This is a genomic window from Marinobacterium aestuarii, from assembly GCF_001651805.1.
Classification (GTDB): domain Bacteria; phylum Pseudomonadota; class Gammaproteobacteria; order Pseudomonadales; family Balneatricaceae; genus Marinobacterium_A; species Marinobacterium_A aestuarii.
Genome location: NZ_CP015839.1, coordinates 18,563 through 36,992 on the forward strand (window position 1 = coordinate 18,563; position 18,430 = coordinate 36,992).

The 18,430-nt window shown below is 60.4% G+C and carries 15 protein-coding genes; 7 read left to right on the top strand and 8 right to left on the bottom strand.

Features of this window, described 5'->3' with window-relative positions:
* Nucleotides 1-131 precede the first annotated feature (131 nt).
* Both glyS and glyQ read right to left on the bottom strand, forming a co-directional pair.
* A complete protein-coding gene (glyS, locus tag A8C75_RS00075) occupies nucleotides 132-2,213 on the bottom strand; it encodes a glycine--tRNA ligase subunit beta (protein WP_067376354.1) in 2,082 nt (693 codons plus the stop codon).
* On the bottom strand, nucleotides 2,210-3,181 hold the full coding sequence (glyQ, locus tag A8C75_RS00080) for a glycine--tRNA ligase subunit alpha (RefSeq protein WP_067376356.1): 972 nt from the start codon (nucleotides 3,179-3,181) through the stop codon (nucleotides 2,210-2,212). Before glyQ ends, glyS begins: the two co-directional genes overlap by 4 nt.
* Nucleotides 3,182-3,378: 197 nt before the next feature.
* Here glyQ and A8C75_RS00085 point away from each other — a divergent pair, with 197 nt between their 5' ends.
* On the top strand, nucleotides 3,379-4,269 hold the full coding sequence (locus A8C75_RS00085; RefSeq protein WP_227819790.1) for a lysophospholipid acyltransferase family protein: 891 nt from the start codon (nucleotides 3,379-3,381) through the stop codon (nucleotides 4,267-4,269).
* Nucleotides 4,270-4,358: 89 nt separating this feature from the next.
* Here the strand turns inward: A8C75_RS00085 and A8C75_RS00090 are convergent, their stop codons facing one another.
* The 5 genes from A8C75_RS00090 to def form a co-directional block, all read right to left on the bottom strand.
* Nucleotides 4,359-5,807, bottom strand: a complete 1,449-nt coding sequence (locus A8C75_RS00090) for a TrkH family potassium uptake protein (RefSeq protein ID WP_067376363.1) — start codon at nucleotides 5,805-5,807, stop codon at nucleotides 4,359-4,361.
* A 14-nt stretch (nucleotides 5,808-5,821) separates the two neighbouring features.
* Nucleotides 5,822-7,198: a Trk system potassium transporter TrkA gene (gene trkA, locus A8C75_RS00095; RefSeq protein WP_067289157.1), complete on the bottom strand. Its 1,377-nt coding sequence runs from the start codon at nucleotides 7,196-7,198 to the stop codon at nucleotides 5,822-5,824.
* A gap of 22 nt (nucleotides 7,199-7,220) precedes the next feature.
* Complete coding sequence (gene rsmB / locus A8C75_RS00100) at nucleotides 7,221-8,519, bottom strand: 16S rRNA (cytosine(967)-C(5))-methyltransferase RsmB (protein ID WP_067376366.1); 1,299 nt, start codon at nucleotides 8,517-8,519, stop codon at nucleotides 7,221-7,223.
* Nucleotides 8,516-9,481 carry a methionyl-tRNA formyltransferase gene (gene fmt / locus A8C75_RS00105; RefSeq protein WP_067376369.1) on the bottom strand — a complete coding sequence of 322 codons (966 nt, stop codon included), beginning with the start codon at nucleotides 9,479-9,481 and terminating at the stop codon, nucleotides 8,516-8,518. Before fmt ends, rsmB begins: the two co-directional genes overlap by 4 nt.
* 77 nt (nucleotides 9,482-9,558) lie before the next feature.
* The gene (gene def, locus A8C75_RS00110; protein WP_067376372.1) at nucleotides 9,559-10,077 is read right to left on the bottom strand and encodes a peptide deformylase; all 519 of its coding nucleotides are present in this window, start codon (nucleotides 10,075-10,077) and stop codon (nucleotides 9,559-9,561) included.
* A 159-nt stretch (nucleotides 10,078-10,236) separates the two neighbouring features.
* Here def and A8C75_RS00115 point away from each other — a divergent pair, with 159 nt between their 5' ends.
* From A8C75_RS00115 to A8C75_RS00140, 6 genes are all read left to right on the top strand, one after another.
* Entirely contained in the window at nucleotides 10,237-11,271 is a 1,035-nt protein-coding gene (locus A8C75_RS00115) for a LysM peptidoglycan-binding domain-containing protein (protein ID WP_067376374.1), read from the top strand.
* Between the two features lie 14 nt (nucleotides 11,272-11,285).
* Nucleotides 11,286-12,410: a DNA-processing protein DprA gene (dprA, locus tag A8C75_RS00120; RefSeq protein WP_067376376.1), complete on the top strand. Its 1,125-nt coding sequence runs from the start codon at nucleotides 11,286-11,288 to the stop codon at nucleotides 12,408-12,410.
* A gap of 18 nt (nucleotides 12,411-12,428) precedes the next feature.
* Nucleotides 12,429-12,986: an L-threonylcarbamoyladenylate synthase type 1 TsaC gene (gene tsaC, locus A8C75_RS00125; protein ID WP_067376378.1), complete on the top strand. Its 558-nt coding sequence runs from the start codon at nucleotides 12,429-12,431 to the stop codon at nucleotides 12,984-12,986.
* 23 nt (nucleotides 12,987-13,009) lie between these two features.
* Nucleotides 13,010-13,927 carry an oxygen-dependent coproporphyrinogen oxidase gene (gene hemF / locus A8C75_RS00130; RefSeq protein WP_067376382.1) on the top strand — a complete coding sequence of 306 codons (918 nt, stop codon included), beginning with the start codon at nucleotides 13,010-13,012 and terminating at the stop codon, nucleotides 13,925-13,927.
* Nucleotides 13,927-14,751 carry a shikimate dehydrogenase gene (gene aroE, locus A8C75_RS00135; RefSeq protein ID WP_227819992.1) on the top strand — a complete coding sequence of 275 codons (825 nt, stop codon included), beginning with the start codon at nucleotides 13,927-13,929 and terminating at the stop codon, nucleotides 14,749-14,751. Before hemF ends, aroE begins: the two co-directional genes overlap by 1 nt.
* Before the next feature lie 100 nt (nucleotides 14,752-14,851).
* Nucleotides 14,852-17,227: a Lon protease family protein gene (locus tag A8C75_RS00140; protein ID WP_067376387.1), complete on the top strand. Its 2,376-nt coding sequence runs from the start codon at nucleotides 14,852-14,854 to the stop codon at nucleotides 17,225-17,227.
* A 45-nt stretch (nucleotides 17,228-17,272) separates the two neighbouring features.
* Here the strand turns inward: A8C75_RS00140 and A8C75_RS00145 are convergent, their stop codons facing one another.
* Entirely contained in the window at nucleotides 17,273-18,403 is a 1,131-nt protein-coding gene (locus tag A8C75_RS00145) for a DUF1513 domain-containing protein (RefSeq protein ID WP_067376390.1), read from the bottom strand.
* Between the last annotated feature and the right edge of the window lie 27 nt (nucleotides 18,404-18,430).

Below are 18,430 nucleotides of genomic sequence, written 5' to 3' on the forward strand. Positions count from 1 at the left end.
CTTTGTGCTGGCTGAGGTGTTTTTTTCAGCGCTCGGTACTCAAGACCCTGCACTCCAGCTCCCAAGTAAGCGCCTCAAAAAGAAAAACCCGCCGAATGGCGGGTTTTGTCTGACCGGTACAGCCGCCGTATTTAGCTGCCGATGACCGAGATATCAGCGACGCCCAGGAAGAGTCCGCGCAGCTGCGCCAGCAATGCCAGACGATTGTTGCGCACGGCTTCGTCGTCGGCGTTGACCATCACCTCTTCGAAGAAGCGATCGACAACCCCGCGCAGATCAGCCAGCTGCTCCAGCGCTGTCTGATAATCACCGCTGTCGAAGGCCGGCTGCAGTTCTAGCTGCATGGCCTGCACGCGGGAGAACAGCTCCTTCTCGGCGGCTTCCTGCAGCAGGGATTCGGAGACAGCGGCGTTACCCTGTGACTCCTGCTTGCTGAGGATGTTGCTGACGCGCTTGTTGCCCGCAGCCAGCGCATCGGCTTCGGGCAGTGTGCGGAAGTGGGCAACGGCACGTACGCGGCGATCGAAGTCCAGTGGGCGGGTCGGCCTGAGGGCGTGCACGGCCAGGAAGGTCTCAACCGCGATATCACGATCTTCGTACCAGGCACGCAGACGGTCCAGCATGAAGTCCAGTACTCGCTCCTCGAGCCCGTCACGGGCCGGCAGGCTGGCGTGGCCGTCGGCGGCAACCTTGAGCAGCTCGCTCAGATCCAGATCCAGTTCCTTCTCAACCATGATGCGCAATACGCCGACAGTGGCGCGGCGCAGGGCAAAGGGGTCTTTGGAGCCGGTTGGCGGCTGATTGATACCGAACAGACCCGTCAGGGTATCGAGTCGGTCGGCGATGGCCACAGCCGCACCTGTGAGGCTTTCGGGCAGTTCGTCGCCGGCGAACCTGGGCATGTACTGCTCGTTCTGCGCCAGGGCTACGTCCATCGGCTCACCGTCGTTGAGCGCATAGTGATAGCCCATAAGGCCCTGCAGTTCGGGGAACTCCAGCACCATTTCGGTTACCAGGTCGCACTTGGACAGCAGGGCTGCGCGCTCTGCCCACTCGGGGTTACTGCCGATACAGCTGGCGATAAAGCCTGCCAGATGGGCGACGCGTTTTGTCTTGGCATACAGGCTGCCGAGGTCCTTCTGGAAGACGATGGACTCGAGCTTGTCGCAACGCTCTGCCAGGGTGGTCTTCTTGTCATTCTCGAAGAAAAAGGCGGCATCGGCCAGGCGCGGTCGAATGACCTTTTCGTTGCCATGGATGATCTGCTGCGGATCTTTCGATTCGATGTTGGCCACGGTAATGAAGTACGGCATCAGCTGCCCTTTCGCGTCCAGCAGATGGAAGTACTTCTGGTTGTCCGCCATGCTCGAAATCAGCGCCTGGGACGGTACCGCCAGGAAGCGTTCCTCGAAGCGACCGGTCAGGGCTACGGGCCACTCGTTGAGGGCCGTGACTTCGTCCAGCAGCGCAGGGTCAATCACAACCTGGCCACCGATCCTGGCGGCTTCGCTCAGCAGCTGGCTGCGGATCAGTTCGCGGCGCTTGGCAAAGTCGGCGATAACGTAGCCCTGCTCCTGCAGTACCTGCTCGTAATCTGCCGGGGCTCTCAGCTCGATTTCCTGGTTGTAGTGGAAGCGATGACCACGGGTCGTGCGGCCAGCCTTGAGACCGATGATTTCGCAGTCCAGCACCTGGTCACCGAACAGCAGGGCAACCCATTTCACCGGGCGCACAAACTCGGTACGGGATGCACCCCAGCGCATGCGCTTGGGGATCGGCAGCTTGTCGAGCGCCTGCTGAATAATCGCCGGCAGCGCTTCGGTCAGTGGGGTTGCGGCGGATAGCTGGCGAAAGCACATCTTGCCGTCCATCTCGGTCAGCTGATCAACGCTGGTGCCGCACTTGCGGGCAAAGCCTTCCAGTGCCTTGCTGGGTGCGCCACTGGCGTCGAAGGCGATTCGGGCCGGCGGACCCTGCACGAAAAATTCGCTGGCCGGGACTTCGGTGCACAGCTGTTTGATCAGCAGCGCGAGGCGGCGCGGGGCGGCGAAGGAGCGAAAAACGGCGGGCTTGAGCAGCTCGGCGGCGCCCTGGCCCAGTACCGCTTCGATGCCCTTGCGGATTTCGCTTTCCAGCGCTTGGGAAAGTTTCAGCAGTGCCTTGGGGGGCAGCTCTTCGGTGCCCAGTTCAAACAGGAAATCTTGGGTCATCATTTCGACTCCTCGCAGGCGGCGAGTACTTCTGCACGAATATCAGGCGCTGCCAGAGGGAAGCCCAGCGCCTTGCGGGCGTTGAAATAGGCAGCGGCAACGCCACGGGCCAGGGTCCGCACACGCAGTATGTAGCGCTGACGTTCGGTAACGGACACCGCATGGCGGGCATCCAGCAGGTTGAACGTATGGGATGCCTTGAGTACCTGCTCGTAGGCTGGCAGCGGCAGCGGTGTTTCCAGCGCCAGCAGCTTGTTGCATTCGCGCTCGTGGAAATCGAAGTTGCCGAACAGGGTATCAACGTCGGCGTGTTCGAAGTTGTAGGTCGACTGCTCCACCTCGTTCTGGTGGTAGACGTCGCCGTAGGTCACGACGCTGCCGTCGGGATGACGCGCCCAGACCAGGTCGTAGACGCTGTCGACTTCCTGCAGGTACATGGCGATGCGCTCGAGACCGTAGGTGATCTCGCCGGTGACCGGATAGCACTCCAGGCCGCCGGCCTGCTGGAAGTAGGTGAACTGTGTCACTTCCATGCCGTTAAGCCAGACTTCCCAGCCCAGACCCCAGGCGCCGAGGGTGGGCGATTCCCAGTTGTCTTCGACAAAGCGCACGTCGTGCACATTGAGATCCAGACCCATGCGTTTCAGCGAGCCCAGGTACAGCTCCTGCAGGTTGTCCGGTGACGGCTTGATGACGACCTGGAACTGGTAGTAATGCTGCAGGCGGTTGGGGTTTTCGCCATAGCGGCCGTCAGTCGGACGGCGGCTGGGCTGAACGTAGGCGGAGCGCCATGACTCTGGGCCGATGGCACGCAGGAAGGTCGCCGGATGGAAGGTGCCGGCACCAACTTCCATATCCAGCGGCTGAATAATTACGCAGCCCTGCTCTGCCCAGTATTGCTGCAAAGCCAGGATCAAACCCTGGAAGGTGCTGACGTCTGAGGTCACCTTTTCGGTCACGGAGATCACCATCTTTAATAGTCGGTTGGCCAAAATTAGAGCGAAATTATACACGAAAAGCGCCGCGTCCGAGGCGCAGCGCCCTCTGAGTGATTGTGAAAATGCCGGGTTGCAGCCAAAACCGATGAACACTGTCGTCGGTGCCGCAGGCTGCGTGATATTCGATATACTGTGCGACTCTGGGAACAACGCTTGGGATGGGCATTGCATTGGACAAAGTAAGAGCTGTTTTAGCCATACTGGTGCTCGGCGTGCTGGCACTGCTGCCGCTTAAATGGGCCCAGTCTTTGGGCGCCTGGTTTGGTCGCCGGCAACTGAACAAGCCAAACAGCAAACTGGCCGGCAATACGCGGCGCAACATTGCACTGTGCTTTCCCGAGCTTGATGCCCCGGCGCAGGAAAAACTCATCGCTGCGAGCCTGGCCGAAACCGGTCGTTCCCTGGCCGAGATGGGCATGTCCTGGCTCTGGTCGCCGCAGCGCAGCCTGAAAAATATTCGTTCGGTTGAGGGCGAAGAGCTGATCATCGAGACCCTGGCCGCGGGCCGGGGCATCATCCTGATTGCACCTCACCTGGGGAACTGGGAAGTACTGAATCTGTACCTGTCCAAGCGCTATCCGTTTACGGCCATGTACAAGCCACCGCGCCTGAAACTGATGGATGATCTGGTCAAGCGCATGCGTGCGCGTCTGGGCACGCGCATGGCGCCGGCCAACGCCTCGGGTGTGCGCATGGTCATGAAGGCGCTCAAACGTACAGAGATGGTGGGTATCCTGCCGGATCAGGAGCCGGATGATCAGAGCGGAGTCTTTGCGCCCTTCTTCGGGGTCGATGCGCTTACCATGAAACTGCTGCCGCAGCTGGCACGGCAAACCAAGGCCAGGGTTATCTGTGGCTACGCCGAGCGGTTGCCCAAGGGTGAGGGGTTCAAGGTGTATTTTCGCGAAGCCGAGGCCGGGCTGGACAATCCGGACCTGGTGCAGGCCGCCGCTGCGATGAATCGCTCGGTAGAGGCCTGTGTGCGTGCCCTGCCCAGCCAGTATCAGTGGGAGTACCGTCGTTTCAGCAGTCGCCCTGCGGGGCAGCCCAAGCGGTACTGATAGGGGCGTAAGGGGGCGGCGTGCGCGGCTTCGAATCTGTTTTTATTGCACTTTGAACAACACAGGGGCCTTGCGGCCCCTGTGTTGTTTTAGCGGCGCCAGAAGATGGGGGTAAAGAGCACCAGCAGTGTGAAGACCTCAAGACGTCCGAGTAGCATGGCAAAGCACAGGATCCATTTGGCGGTGTCGTTGAGGCCGCCAAAATGCACCGAAACATCCCCCAGACCCGGGCCCAGGTTGTTCAGCGTGGCGCCCACCGCCGACCAGGCGGTGACCTGATCCAGTCCTGTGCCCAGTAGCGCCAGGAGCATCAGTACAAATACCAGCAGGTAGACTGAGAAAAATCCCCAGACAGCTTCCAGCACCCGGTCAGAGATGGGCCTGTTGCCCACCTTGACCGAGATGATTGCGCTGGGGTGTACCAGGCGCTGAATTTCGCGGTAACCCTGCTTGAGGATCAGCAGGATGCGGATAACCTTCATGCCGCCGCCGGTGGACGCCGCACAGCCGCCGACGAAGGCGGTAATGAAGAGCAGAAACGGCAGCATGACCGGCCAGTTGGCGAAGTCCGCGGTGGAGAAACCGGTGGTTGTGGCAATGGATACGACCATAAATACCGCCCGGCGCAGGGCTTCGTTAACGGCGTAGGTTTGCGTCAGCGCCAGTACCATAAAGGTGATCAGGGCGGTGCCGCCGAGCAGCGTCAGGTAGAAGCGAAACTCCGGATCCTGGAAGTAATGACGGATCGAGCGCTGGCGCCAGGCGAAAAAGTGCAGGCCGAAGTTGACCCCCGACAGGAGCATGAAAAAGATCGCGATGCCTTCGATCAGCGGGCTGTCGAAGTAGCCAATGCTGGCGTCATGGGTCGAGAAGCCGCCGATGGCGACGGTCGAGAAACTGTGGGCAATGGCATCGAAGGGGGTCATGCCCGCCAGCCAGTAACCCAGCGCACAGGCGATCGTCAGCGACAGGTAGATATACCAGAGGGCCTTGGCTGTTTCGGTGATGCGCGGGGTGAGTTTCGAGTCCTTTACAGGCCCAGGCGTTTCGGCCCGGTACAGCTGCATGCCACCGATGCCCAGCATTGGCAGTATCGCCACGGCCAGCACTATGATCCCCATGCCGCCCAGCCACTGCAGCTGCTGGCGGTAAAACAGAATCGAGGGGGGCAGCCAGTCGATGCCGGTCATCACTGTGGCGCCGGTGGTGGTGAGCCCCGAGACGGACTCGAATACCGCGTCCACAACACGCAAATGCGGGTAGTCCGCCAGCATCAGGGGGACGGCCCCGAACAGCCCCAGCACTGTCCAGAACAGTACTGTTATCAGAAAACCGTCGCGGGTGCGCAAGTCCTCCCGCACGCGGTGTACCGGCAGCCAGAGAAAGAAGCCGGTGAGCAGTGTAATGGCAAAGCCTGCCACGAAGGACTGGTGTGCCCCATCCTCGTAGATATAGGACACCAGTAGCGCAGGCAGCATGGTGATGCTGAATATCATCAGCAGAATGCCGAGAATTTTTAGAATGACTCTATAGCGCATAGGGTGCTAGCCGCTCAGAAAAAGGCGAGACCAACCTGGAACAAGCGCTCAACGTCGCGGATACGGCGCTTGTCTACCAGGAACAGGATGACGTGGTCGCCATTCTCGATCACGACATCATCGTGGGCGATCAGAACCTCGTCGTTTCGGATGATGGCGCCTATGGTCGTGCCGGGGGGCAGATCTATATCCTCGATGGCCCGCCCCACCACCTTGGAGCTGCGTCTGTCACCATGGGCGACGGCCTCAATGGCTTCGGCGGCGCCGCGACGCAGCGAGTGCACGGCGGCCACATCGCCGCGGCGAACGTGGGTCAAGAGCGCGCTTATGGTGGTTTGCTGCGGTGAAATGGCGATGTCGATCACGCCGCCCTGCACCAGATCAACATAGGCCGGGTTGTTGATCAGCGTCATCACGGTACGGGCGCCCAGGCGCTTGGCCAGCATCGAGGCCATGATATTGGCTTCGTCATCGTTGGTCAGCGCCAGGAAAACATCGGTGTCTTCGATGTTTTCCTCGATCAGCAGATCGCGATCCGAGGCACTGCCGTGCAGGACTATAGTGTTCTCGAGGGTCTTGGCCAGGGTGTTGCAGCGCTGAATACCGCGCTCGATGATTTTGACCTGGAACTGGTTTTCGATATTGGCGGCCAGGCGGGCACCTATATTGCCGCCGCCGGCAATGATCAGGCGCTTGTAGGGATTGTCGAGCCGGCGCAGTTCGCTCATCACGGAACGGATGTCTCGCTTGGCGGCGATAAAGAACACCTCGTCGTCGGCCTCGATCACCGTATTGCCCTGGGGGATAATCGGCCTGTCCTGGCGGAAAATCGCGGCCACACGGGTATCCACGGCGGGCATGTGGGTGCGCAGGTAGGATATTTCGCGCCCGACCAGCGGGCCGCCGTAATAAGCTTTTACCGCCACGAGCTGGGCCTGGCCTTCGGCAAAGTCCAGCACCTGCAGTGCGCCCGGGTGCTGAATGAGGCGCTGAATATGCTGGGTCACCAGCTGTTCCGGGCTGATCAGAACATCCACCGGGATGGCCTGGTTCTTGAAAATTTCCCCTTCCTTGCGCAGGTAGTCGTGCTCACGCACGCGGGCAATCTTGGTCGGGGTATTGAACAGGGTGTGGGCCAGCTGGCAGGCGATCATATTGACTTCGTCACTGTTGGTGACGGCGATCAGCATGTCTGCATCCCGGGCGCCTGCGCGCTCCAGCACGCTGGGGTAGGAGGCCTTGCCTTCGATGGTGCGGATATCGAGCCGATCCTGCAGTTCGCGCAGGCGCGCGCTGTCGGTATCAACAATGGTGATATCGTTGGCTTCAATGGCAAGGTTTTCTGCCAGAGTGCCGCCGACCTGGCCGGCTCCCAGTAGGATGATTTTCATAGGTCAGCGGGGCCTGCCCTGATCAGTTGGCGGGTTTTTCAAGTACAGCGTAGTAAAAACCATCGTGTCCATCTTGCTGCGGGAACAGCTGGCGCCCCAGTGGCCGTGCATGGCCCCAGTCCGCTTCTATGGGCAGGTGGCGAACATCCGGCTGCGCCTTGATGAAGCGGGCGAGCAAGCGCTCGTTTTCCTGCGGGAAGACAGAACAGGTGGCGTAGAGCAGCTTGCCGCCCGGGCTGAGCATGTGCCAGCAGTTGCGCAGAATGCTCAGCTGCAGATCCGCCAGGCGCTTCAGATCTTCGTTGCGGCGCAGGTACTTGATGTCCGGGTGACGCCGGATGACACCGGTGGCGCTGCAGGGGGCATCAATCAGGATGCGGTCATAACTCTCTCCGTCCCACCATTTTTCGCTGGCGGCATCACCCAGGGTGACGGTGCAGCTCAGCTTGAGGCGCTGCAGATTCTGCTGAATGCGTTCGGCACGGCGTGAATCGAGCTCAACCGCTTCCACGCTGGCAAGACCGGGTTCGTGTTCCAGCAGATGACACAGCTTGCCGCCGGGTGCGGCGCAGGCATCCAGTACCCGTTGGCCGGGCTTGAGGTCGAGCAAGGGGGCCGACAGCTGTGCGGCTTCGTCCTGCACGCTGACCAGGCCATCAGCAAAGCCCGGCAGCTCGGTGACATCACAGGGCTGGTTGAGGTAGATGGCGGTTTCGGCGAAGGCCCCGGGTGTTGCCTCAATGCCGGCGATATAGAGCTGCTCGAGATAGGCTTCGCGCGTACTGAGCCTGGTATTGAGGCGCAGTGTCATGGGCGCGGGCTGGTCGTTGGCCAGCATGATCTGGGGCCAGTGGTCGGGCCAGTTCTGCTGCAGCTTGCCAATCATCCAGTCGGGATGGTTGTACTGCAGGCGCGGGTTGTCGCCCAGGGTTTCCATGATGCTGTCACGCTCGCGCTGGAAGCGGCGCAACACGGCGTTGACCAGACCGCGGGCCCAGTTCTTGTTCAGATCTTCGGTGGCATCGACGGTTTCGCTGATGGCGGCGTGGTCGGCAATGCGGGTCTGGTCGAGCTGGTAGAGCCCAAGCAGCACCAGTGCCTGCAGATCTGCATCCTTGTCGCGAAATGGCTTTTGCAGCAGGTGCTCGGCGATCAGGGCAAGTCTGGGCTCGAAACGCATGGTGCCGTAGCACAGTTGCTGCAGTAGCGCGCGGTCCCGCGGAACGCAGGTGTAGAGAGAGGTTGGAAGCGTTGCACTGAGAGAGCCGCGGTGCAGCAGCAGGGGGGCCAGTGTCTGGGCGGCCAGTGTTCTAAGGTTCATGCGGCTCCAAGCCTCGTGCCCAGGCGGAAGGTCTCACGCCTGGAATTCATAATGTCTGCGCTGTTGAGCGGGGTTCCGCCGGGCAATTGCAGTCGTGTAATGCGAAGGGTGCCCTGTCCACAGGCGATGCAAATGCCATCCTTGTCTGCCGCGATCACAGTGCCGGGTAAGGCGTCACTGCTGCAGCTCTGGGTATTGTTCTGCGCACTGGCGGCCCAGATGCGCAGGGTTGTGCCCTCGAGCTGGGTGAAGGCGACCGGCCAGGGCGACAGGCCGCGAACCTGGCGCGCGAGGTAGTCTGCGCTTTGCTGCCAGTCGATGTTGCCTTCCTGCTTTTCAAGCTTGTGGGCGTAACAGGCCTGATCGTTGTTCTGCACTTCCCTGCTGATGCTGCCATCCTCGATTGCCGCGAGGCTTTGCGTCAGGGTGCTGGCACCGAGCGCCGCCAAGCGGTCATGCAGTGCGCCGCTGTTGTCGTCGGACAGAATCGGACACTGGGTCTTGAGCAGCATGTCGCCGGTATCCAGGCCCACATCCATCTGCATGATGGTGATGCCGGTGTCGCTGTCACCGGCCAGCAGTGCCCGGTGTATGGGCGCGGCACCGCGCCAGCGTGGCAGCAGCGAGGCGTGCACATTAATGCAGCCAAGCCGTGGTATCTCCAGCACCACTTTGGGCAACAGCAGACCATAGGCGGCCACGACCATCAGGTCGGGTTTGAGTGTGGCCAGTTCCTGCTGCGCGTCTGCATCTTTGAGCGAAAGCGGCTGGTAAACCTCTATACCCTGCTCCAGCGCAAGCCTCTTGACGGGACTTGGAGTCAGCTTGCGGCCACGTCCCGCGGGACGGTCGGGCTGGGTATAGACGGCGATAATCTTATGGTGGGTGTCAAACAGGGCCTGCAGGCTGGCTGCGGCAAAGTCGGGTGTGCCGGCGAAGACAATTCTCAGCGGCTCGGGCATCGGGGGGCTCCCTTGTGAAATCGATCTGCAGGGGGCCTCTGGGCCCGCCTGCAAGTCTTGCAAACGCCAGCGGCGGATTAGACCGGCTGGCCTTCTTCCAGACGGTGTTTCTTTTCCAGCTTGCTGCGAATCCGGGTGCGCTTGAGCGGCGACAGGTAATCGACAAACAGCTTGCCATCGAGGTGATCGATTTCATGCTGAATGCAGACAGCCAGCAGGTCGCGGGCTTCGAAATCGAGAGGGTTGCCATCACGATCCAGCGCCTTGACGCGGATATGGTTGGGCCTTTCGACATTTTCATAGAAGCCGGGCACGGACAGGCAGCCTTCCTGCATGCGCTCAAGTTCTTTATCGAGTACTTCGAAGGTAGGGTTGATCAGCACCAGGGGCGCATCGCTCTCGTCGGAAACATCAAGGGTGATGATGCGCTGATGCACATTAACCTGGGTGGCCGCCAGGCCAATACCCGGTGCGTCGTACATGGTTTCGAACATGTCGTCGATTAACTGACGAGTATTCTCAGTAACCGTTTCGACGGATTCTGCTATGGTACGCAGACGCGGGTCCGGAAATTCGAGGATCGGTAGTTTGGCCATGAGGTCCGATAATTACTAGGGTTCAAAGTGAGCCGTGAATGGCGAAATTCAGCTATCAGCCTATTATACTGATATCGCTGCTCATTGCATTGCGCCTTATATTATCGGCCACGCTGGAAAAGCGACGCTTCTGGGGTAGTTCTAACAAGGGATTTGGGTATGAAGAAACTGCTGTGCGGACTGCTTACCTGTCTGCTGCTTCTCACCGTTTCGGTTGCCAATGCCGAAGTACGAAAAGACAGAATTCAGCTGCGTGAAAATTATCCAACAGAATATGTCGTCGTAAAGGGCGACACTCTCTGGGATATTTCTGGTCGCTTTCTGCAACATCCCTGGCAATGGCCAGATGTTTGGGACGTAAACCCGCAAATCTATAATCCGCATCTGATTTATCCGGGCGATATTATCTATCTGAGCTGGATAAACGGTCAGCCGCGCCTGTCGTTGCGCCCGGGTGGTACCCGGCTGAGTCCCAAGGCACGGGTCTCGCCACTGGATGATGCGATTCCGGCCATTCCGCTGAAAGACATTATCGCTTTCCTGTCTGACCACCTGGTGGCCGACGAGGATCTGCTGAACAATGCGCCTTATGTCGTCGGTGGCCGTAATGATCGGATACTTGCCGGTGCCGGCGATCGCGTTTATGCCCGCGGCGAGCTGAAATCCGATGAGCGGCTACAGGCGCTGTATCGTCCGGCTACCGAATATCGCGACCCTGTGACCGGCGAATTCCTGGGCTATGAAATGCTCAAGATCGCCGATACCGCGATTCCGGCCCAGGAGAAGGACATCATCACGCTGGATCTGCGCAAGACCCGTGAGGAAGTTCGTTTGCTGGACCGCGTGTTGCCCATTGAGGAAAGCCGCATCCAGTCGCTGTTTCAGCCTTCAGCGGTGCCAGAAGGCACTGAAGGTCTGATCCTCTCGGTACTCGGCGGAGTAGCCAAGATTGGCCAGTTCAACGCCGTTGCCGTCAATGTTGGCGCGCGGGACTCGGTGGAAGCGGGTAATGTCATGTCGATCTACCGTACCGGCGAGAAGGTACGGGATCCGGTTACCGGCGAGCGCATAGCTCTGCCGGACGAGCGTGCCGGTCTGCTGATGCTGTTCAAGGTCTTTGACAAGGTCAGCTACGGCCTGGTGCTCAACGCCAGCAACGTGATGTCGGTGGGCGACAAGGTCTTCGAACCCTGATTCAGGAATAATCTATGGGCAGCAATCCAAGGGACTGGATTGCTGCAAGCCTCCTGCCCGGAGTCGGCCCCATAGGGCTTAAAAGGCTTGCGGTAGCCGGTATTTCCCCTTCCCAACTCTTCTTGCATAACCCCGAGGCGCTGCGCCTTGTCGGGGCCCGTACCGCCACGCTGCGGGCGATGGAATCCCTGGATTACAGCAACAGCCCCCTGTTCGAGCGCCTGGAGAGCTGCCTGGCATGGCTCGAAGATGGCGACGCCTGCTGCCTTACGCTTGATCACACAGAATACCCTGCCCTGTTGCTGGAAATTCCGGACCCGCCGCCCTTGCTGTTTGTACGGGGTGATGTCGGCTGTCTGGCGATGCCACAGATGGCACTGGTGGGCAGTCGCCATGCTAGCCGCTCTGGTGTTGCCAATGCCTACAAGTTCAGCGCCGCACTGAGCGAGGCTGGCATGGTTGTAACCAGCGGCCTGGCGCTGGGTATCGACGGCGCTGCACACCAGGGCGCCGTCGATCGGCAAGGCGCCAGCATCGCCGTGTTCGGTACCGGGCTGGATGAGGTCTATCCGCGGCGGCATACGGCTCTGGCGCAGCGCATTCTGGATACCGGCGGTGCCTGGGTGTCCGAGTTCCTGCCGGGCAGTCGGCCCCTTCCTGCCAACTTCCCCAAACGCAATCGCATTATCAGCGGCCTCAGTGCCGGTGTGCTTGTGATTGAGGCGGCGCCACGCAGTGGCTCCCTGATCACGGCCCGCATGGCGCTGGAGCAGGGGCGCGAGGTGTTCGCCATCCCAGGCAGTATTCAGAATCCCGCCGCCCATGGTTGTCATCAGCTCATCCGTGAAGGTGCGGTGCTGGTTGAAACCGTGGCTCATGTACTGGAACCCCTGGCTGCATTGCTGGGATTCTACGCCGCTCAGAGCAGCAGTCCTGCCCCTGTTCCTGCCCTGGCGTTGCCTGCGGCCGAGGCGCAATTGCTGGAAAAAATGGGGTATGATATCGCCGATATTGACCAGCTGGTGGCCTTGACGGGCCTGCCAACACCGCAGTTAATGCCGTTACTGGTTTCTCTGGAATTGAAAGGCGTTATCGAGCCGGTAGCGGGGGGTTACCTCCGCTGCTCGTCCGATACCTAAATCGCTCAGGTAATACTCATGAACAACTGGCACCTGAATCAGGCGCTGCGTGCATTGCGTGGCGGCGGTGTTATCGCCTACCCGACCGAGGCGGTCTGGGGGCTGGGGTGCGACCCCTTTAATTCCTCTGCTATTGAGCGACTGCTCGAACTCAAGCGTAGGCCCATGCACAAGGGACTGATTCTGGTGGCTGCCGATATGGGTCAGATAAAACCCTTGTTGCAGGGACTGTCGGATGCCCAGCTGACTCAGCTTGAGGCCAGCTGGCCCGGGCCCGTGACCTGGCTTATTCCCGATCCCACAGGCTGGGCGCCCGAGGGCGTTCGCGGGCGCCATTCAAGCGTTGCGGTGCGGGTAAGTGCCCATCCTGTGGTGCGCAAACTCTGTGCTGCCTATGGCGGCCCCATTGTGTCGACGTCGGCCAACCGCAGTGCCGCGGCACCGGCACGCTCAAAACTGAAAGTGAATACCTACTTCGGTGCTGGGCTTGATTATGTGGTGCCGGGACAGCTGGGCAATCTTGGGCGGCCAACACAAATTTGCGACCTTGGCAGTAATCAATTAATTAGAAAGTAAGTATTTACTTACATGGTGAACGGATGAATCAACCCGATATTATGGCGGTAAAGGCTTATTTGCTGGAGCTGCAGGACCTGATCTGCTCAACCCTGGAAATTGCCGATGGCCAGCAGCGCTTTCATACCGACAAGTGGGTACGCAAAGCCGGCGGTGGCGGTCGTACCCGCGTCATGAATGACGGTGCCCTGTTCGAACAGGGCGGTGTCAATTTCTCCCATGTGCACGGTGATCAGCTGCCCGCCTCCGCGACGGCCCATAGGCCGGAACTGGCCGGGCGTACTTTTCAGGCGCTGGGCGTGTCCCTGGTGCTGCATCCGCATAATCCCCATGTGCCCACATCCCATGCGAATGTGCGCTTTTTCCTGGCTGAGAAAGAAGGTGAAGAGCCGGTGTGGTGGTTTGGCGGCGGTTTCGATCTGACGCCCTACTACGGTTATGACGAGGACTGCCAGCACTGGCATCAGGTGGCCAAGAAGGCCTGTGACCCTTTTGGGCCCGAGATCTATCCGCGCTTCAAGACCTGGTGTGACGACTACTTTTACATCAAGCACCGCAACGAGCCGCGCGGTATCGGCGGCCTGTTTTTCGATGACTTGAATGAGCTGGGTTTTGAGCAGAGTTTTGCGCTGATGCGTTCCATTGGCGATGCTTTCCTGCCGGCCTATGTTCCGATCATTGAGAAACGCCGCGATACCGCCTATGGCGAGCAGGAACGTGATTTCCAGCTGCACCGCCGCGGGCGCTATGTGGAGTTCAACCTGGTGTATGACCGCGGCACCCTGTTTGGTCTGCAGTCCGGCGGGCGTACCGAGTCGATCCTGATGTCGCTGCCGCCCGAGGTTCGCTGGAGCTATGACTGGAAGCCGGAACCCGGCAGTGCCGAAGCCCGCCTGTATGATCACTACCTTAAACCGCACAACTGGCTGGAGTTGGAATGATGGACAGGTACGCAGTTTTTGGCAATCCGATTGCGCACAGTAAGTCACCGCAGATCCACCGCCGCTTTGCCAGCGAAAACGGCCAGGAACTGACCTATGATGCGGTGCTGGTGCCCGAAGACGGCTTTGCCGTGGCGGTGGATGATTTCTTCACCCGGGGCGGCAAGGGTCTGAATATTACGGTGCCGTTCAAGCAGCAGGCCTGGGCCGCGGCACAGTGGCGCAGCCCGGCGGCGGAGCTGGCCGGCGCGGTCAATACGCTGTACCGCGATGCACAGGGGCGGCTCTGTGGCGACAACACCGACGGCATTGGCATGGTGCGCGATATTGTGCAGAACCACGGCGGCAGGGTGCGCGACGCGCGGGTGTTGCTGCTCGGTGCCGGCGGTGCCGTGCGGGGTGTTGTACAGCCGCTGCTCGAACAGCAGCCGCAACAGCTGGTGATCGCCAATCGCACGCCTGGCAAGGCGACCGAGCTGGCTGGGCTTTTTGCCGAGCTTGGTCCTGTGCAGGGCTGTGGCTTTGCCGATCTTGCAGGCCAGTCCTTTGATCTGATCATCAACGGCACTGCCGCCAGTTTGCAGGGTGAAGTCCCGCCCTTGCCCGCCGGCGTGCTGGCGGCGGATGGCTGGTGCTATGACATGATGTATAGCGCGCAAGTCACGGCTTTTGGACGCTGGGCACAGCAGCAGGGTGCCGCCAAGGTACTCGATGGCCTGGGCATGCTGGTGGAGCAGGCGGCTGAGTCTTTTCACATCTGGCGTGGTGTAAAGCCTGGGACCCGGAGCCTGGTCGATAGCTTGCGTGACTCCTTAACTGATTGATTAAAAAACGATAAGCAAGGCACGGATAGAGGCCCGCTGCCTTGCAAGCCGACCCCGCCGGAAGGTATAACAACTAGAAATGCCCCGGTGGAGTTGTTGCATGGAAAAGCTGAAGCCGTTAGCCCCCGAAGCGCTTTATCGTACCTGCGAAGCGGATCTGCTGCCGTTTCGAACCACGGAAACACTGGAGCCCTTTAGCGGCTTTTTCGGTCAGGAACGTGCCATTGAAGCGATGGAGTTTGGCGTCGGCATGCGCCGCCCCGGCTACAACCTGTTTGTGATGGGCAACCCCCATACCGGTCGTTTTTCCTTTGCCATGGAAAGTCTGCGTAACGTGGCAAAAAAGGAGCGTAACCGCCTCAAGGACTGGTGTTACCTCAATAACCTCTCCGACTCGCGCTACCCCCAGGTGATGGAGTTCCCCGCCGGCAAGGCAGGCCAGTTCCGCAAGGACATCGGCCGCATGATCGAGACGACCCTGACCGAGCTGCCTGCTGCATTTGAAAATCCGGGTTATCAGCGCCAGAAAAGCCGTATCGAGCGGGATTTTAACCGCCGGTACGATCAGGCAATCGAAGGTGTTGAACGTCAGGCCCGTGAGCACAGCATTGCGCTGTTTCGCGAATCCGGCACTATCGGTTTTATGCCCGTGGCCGAAGGCCAGGCGATGGACGAAGCGGCATTTTCGCTGCTGCCGGAAGAAGAGCGTGAGACATTTTCCCGCGCCATTTCACAGCTGGAAGACTGCCTCAACGACAGCCTGACCGAACTGCCGAAATGGCGCCGCGAGGCCGCCGAGCTGATGCGGCGGCTGGATCGGGAAACCGCCCTGCACGCCGTGGCACCGCTGATTCAGCCGCTGAAGGAAAAGTACGCCAATGTCTCGGGCGTACCCGAGTACCTGATCCGACTGGAAGTCAGCCTGGTGCGCAACTGCGGCGAAATTGCCGGTGACGACAAGGTGCTCGAAGCGCCTGATGCCGCACGCAAGGCCTATATGGAAGACACCTACGGTGTGAATCTGCTGGTGGATAACGGCAAGACCAAGGGCGCGCCTGTTATCCACGAAAGCCATCCCAACTATGAAAACCTGTTCGGGCGCATCGAGTACAACTCGGACATGGGGGCCATGGTCACCAACTTTACCCTTATTCGTCCGGGCGCCCTGCACCGCGCCAATGGCGGCTATCTGGTGCTGGAAGCAGAGAAGTTGCTGGAGCAGCCCTATGTGTATGGTGCGCTCAAGCGGGCGCTCAAGGCCCATGAAATACGTATCGAGAATCCGGTGAGCGAGTACACCGGCATCAGTACCATTACTCTGAGCCCGCAGCCCATTCCGCTGAAGGTGAAAGTGGTGCTGATCGGTGGCCGCGACATGTACTACCTGCTGCAGGAGCTGGATCAGGACTTTGAAAAGATGTTCCGCGTGGTGGTCGACTTCGACGAGGACGTCGAACGCAAGCCTTCCAGCATTCGCAACTACGCCCGCCTGCTCAAGACCCTGGCCGATGAGGAGGGCCTGGCACCGCTGACCCGACGTGCCGTGGCGCGTCTGGTGGAGCACAGCTCGCGTCTGGCAGCGGATCAGGAGCTCTTGTCGGCCCATATAGGCGAGCTGGTGGATCTGCTGTGCGAGGCGGATTACAAGCGCGTCAAGACGGGGGATGAGCTGATCAGCGACCGGCACGTCGAAATGGCGCTGGCGGCGAAGGAAAAACGCACTGGTCGCCTGTCGCAGAAGATCCTCGACAGCATTCTGAATCAGACAGTGCTGATCGATACCCAGGGCGAGGCGGTGGGCAAGTCCAACGGCCTGACCGTGCTGCAGGTGGGCGATGTTTCCTTTGGTACACCGGCACGCATTACCGCCACTGTGCATCCTGGCAACCGCGGCATTATCGATATCGAGCGTGAAGTGGCGCTGGGCCAGCCGATCCATTCCAAGGGGGTGCTCATCCTGTCGGGCTACCTTGGGCACAAGTATGCTCAGGACTTCCCGCTCACCCTGTCGGCCAGCATCGCGCTGGAGCAATCCTACGGTTATGTGGACGGTGACAGCGCATCCCTGGCGGAGATCTGCACCCTGATCTCGGCGCTGACCCATATTCCGATTCTGCAGCACTACGCCATTACCGGTTCCATTAACCAGTACGGCGAGGTGCAGGCCATTGGCGGCGTGAACGAGAAGATTGAGGGCTTCTTCAAACTCTGCGAGACCCGCGGCCTCACCGGACAGCAGGGCGCGGTGATTCCAAAAGCCAACGTGCGCAATCTGATGCTGAAAAAAGATGTCACCGATGCGGTGAGCGAGGGCCGGTTTCATATCTATGCCGTCGAGACCGTGGATCAGTGTCTTGAAGTGCTGATGGGGCGCAGTATCGGCAAGAGCAAGGCCGATGGCAGCTTCACCCAGCGTAGCGTGAACCATGCGGTAACCAAGCGACTGCGTGAGATCGCCGCTGCCAAGGCGTCCTGACGGGCGCTCTGGCGTTTTAGCCTCTGTGTCCGTCAGAACGCGCTGTCAGACTGCCTGAAAGGCACAGAGGTGGTTGTCCCAGGCCAGGCGGTCCAGCCGCATGTCCTGCATCAGCGGCTCGCGCACGCCTTCTCGCGGGTAGAGCCAGTAGACCCGCCCATTGCCACTGCTGGCAATAAACTCCCCCGGCGTCGCGGTGGCGGCAAGACCGCAGCCATCGCGCACCTCCAGGCTACTCAGATAGGCCGCCTGATCAATATCCCAGAAGGTAATCAGACCGCCGCGCGGTGCGCTGATGGCAGCAATCTTGCCGCTGCTGTCTATGCGCACGCTGCCGCAGTACTGCGTCATCTGGCGGTTGATCGCCTCAGGCGCACTGAGCGCTTGCAGTTCCTGACCACGGCGGTGCAGTGCGACCAGCGGTTGGGTGTCCAGCGGGTCGCCTTCATATTGCATGGCCATAACGACGGCCCCGTCCGGGCTCAGATCCAGATGACGGATACTCAGCTGGTGCTGCTCAGGCGGTAGCATGCGCTGCTCGCTGATCTCGCCTGTGGCCAGTTTCAGGTAGGCAAGGGAGGGCTGCATGCTGTCGAGGTTGAGTTTCAGGCGCCCCTGGGTACGAATGCCGCCATTGGCGACGATGATTTCATCGCCCGCATGGTTGAGCAGCAGCTCGTGCGGGCCTGTGCCGCCACTGCTGAACTCAGTCACGGGCTGAAAGCCGTTCTGGGCATCGCGCAGGCTGATGCGTCCTGCGCCGTCGGGCACCGTACTCTCTGTGGCAATCAACCAGCGGCCATCGCGACTGAACAGCGCATGGCCATAAAATAGCCGGCCAGGTGCAGGTTCAATGCGCTGTACCAGGGCCTGGCTGCGATAGTCCAGCACATCGATAAAGGCGCCGGGGCGTTTGGCGACCACAGCCACCCAGGGTTGACTGGGATGGGCCGCGACATGGTGTGCCCGGGCGAGCAGCCGGTGGCGCAGGCGCAGTGCGCCCTGGGTATCGCTGACAATCAGCCAGTGCTGCTGCCGGCTATCGCTGGCGGCGCTGGCCAGCAGCCAGCTCTTATCGTCGGCGGGGCCTGCTACAGGCGGCTGGGCCAGCAGATTCGGTGCCGTCAGGGCACCGGCGAGCAGCAGGCTGAACTGGCGCCGATTAATCCCCGTCATGACAGCAGGACCCTGATGTTGCCGTAC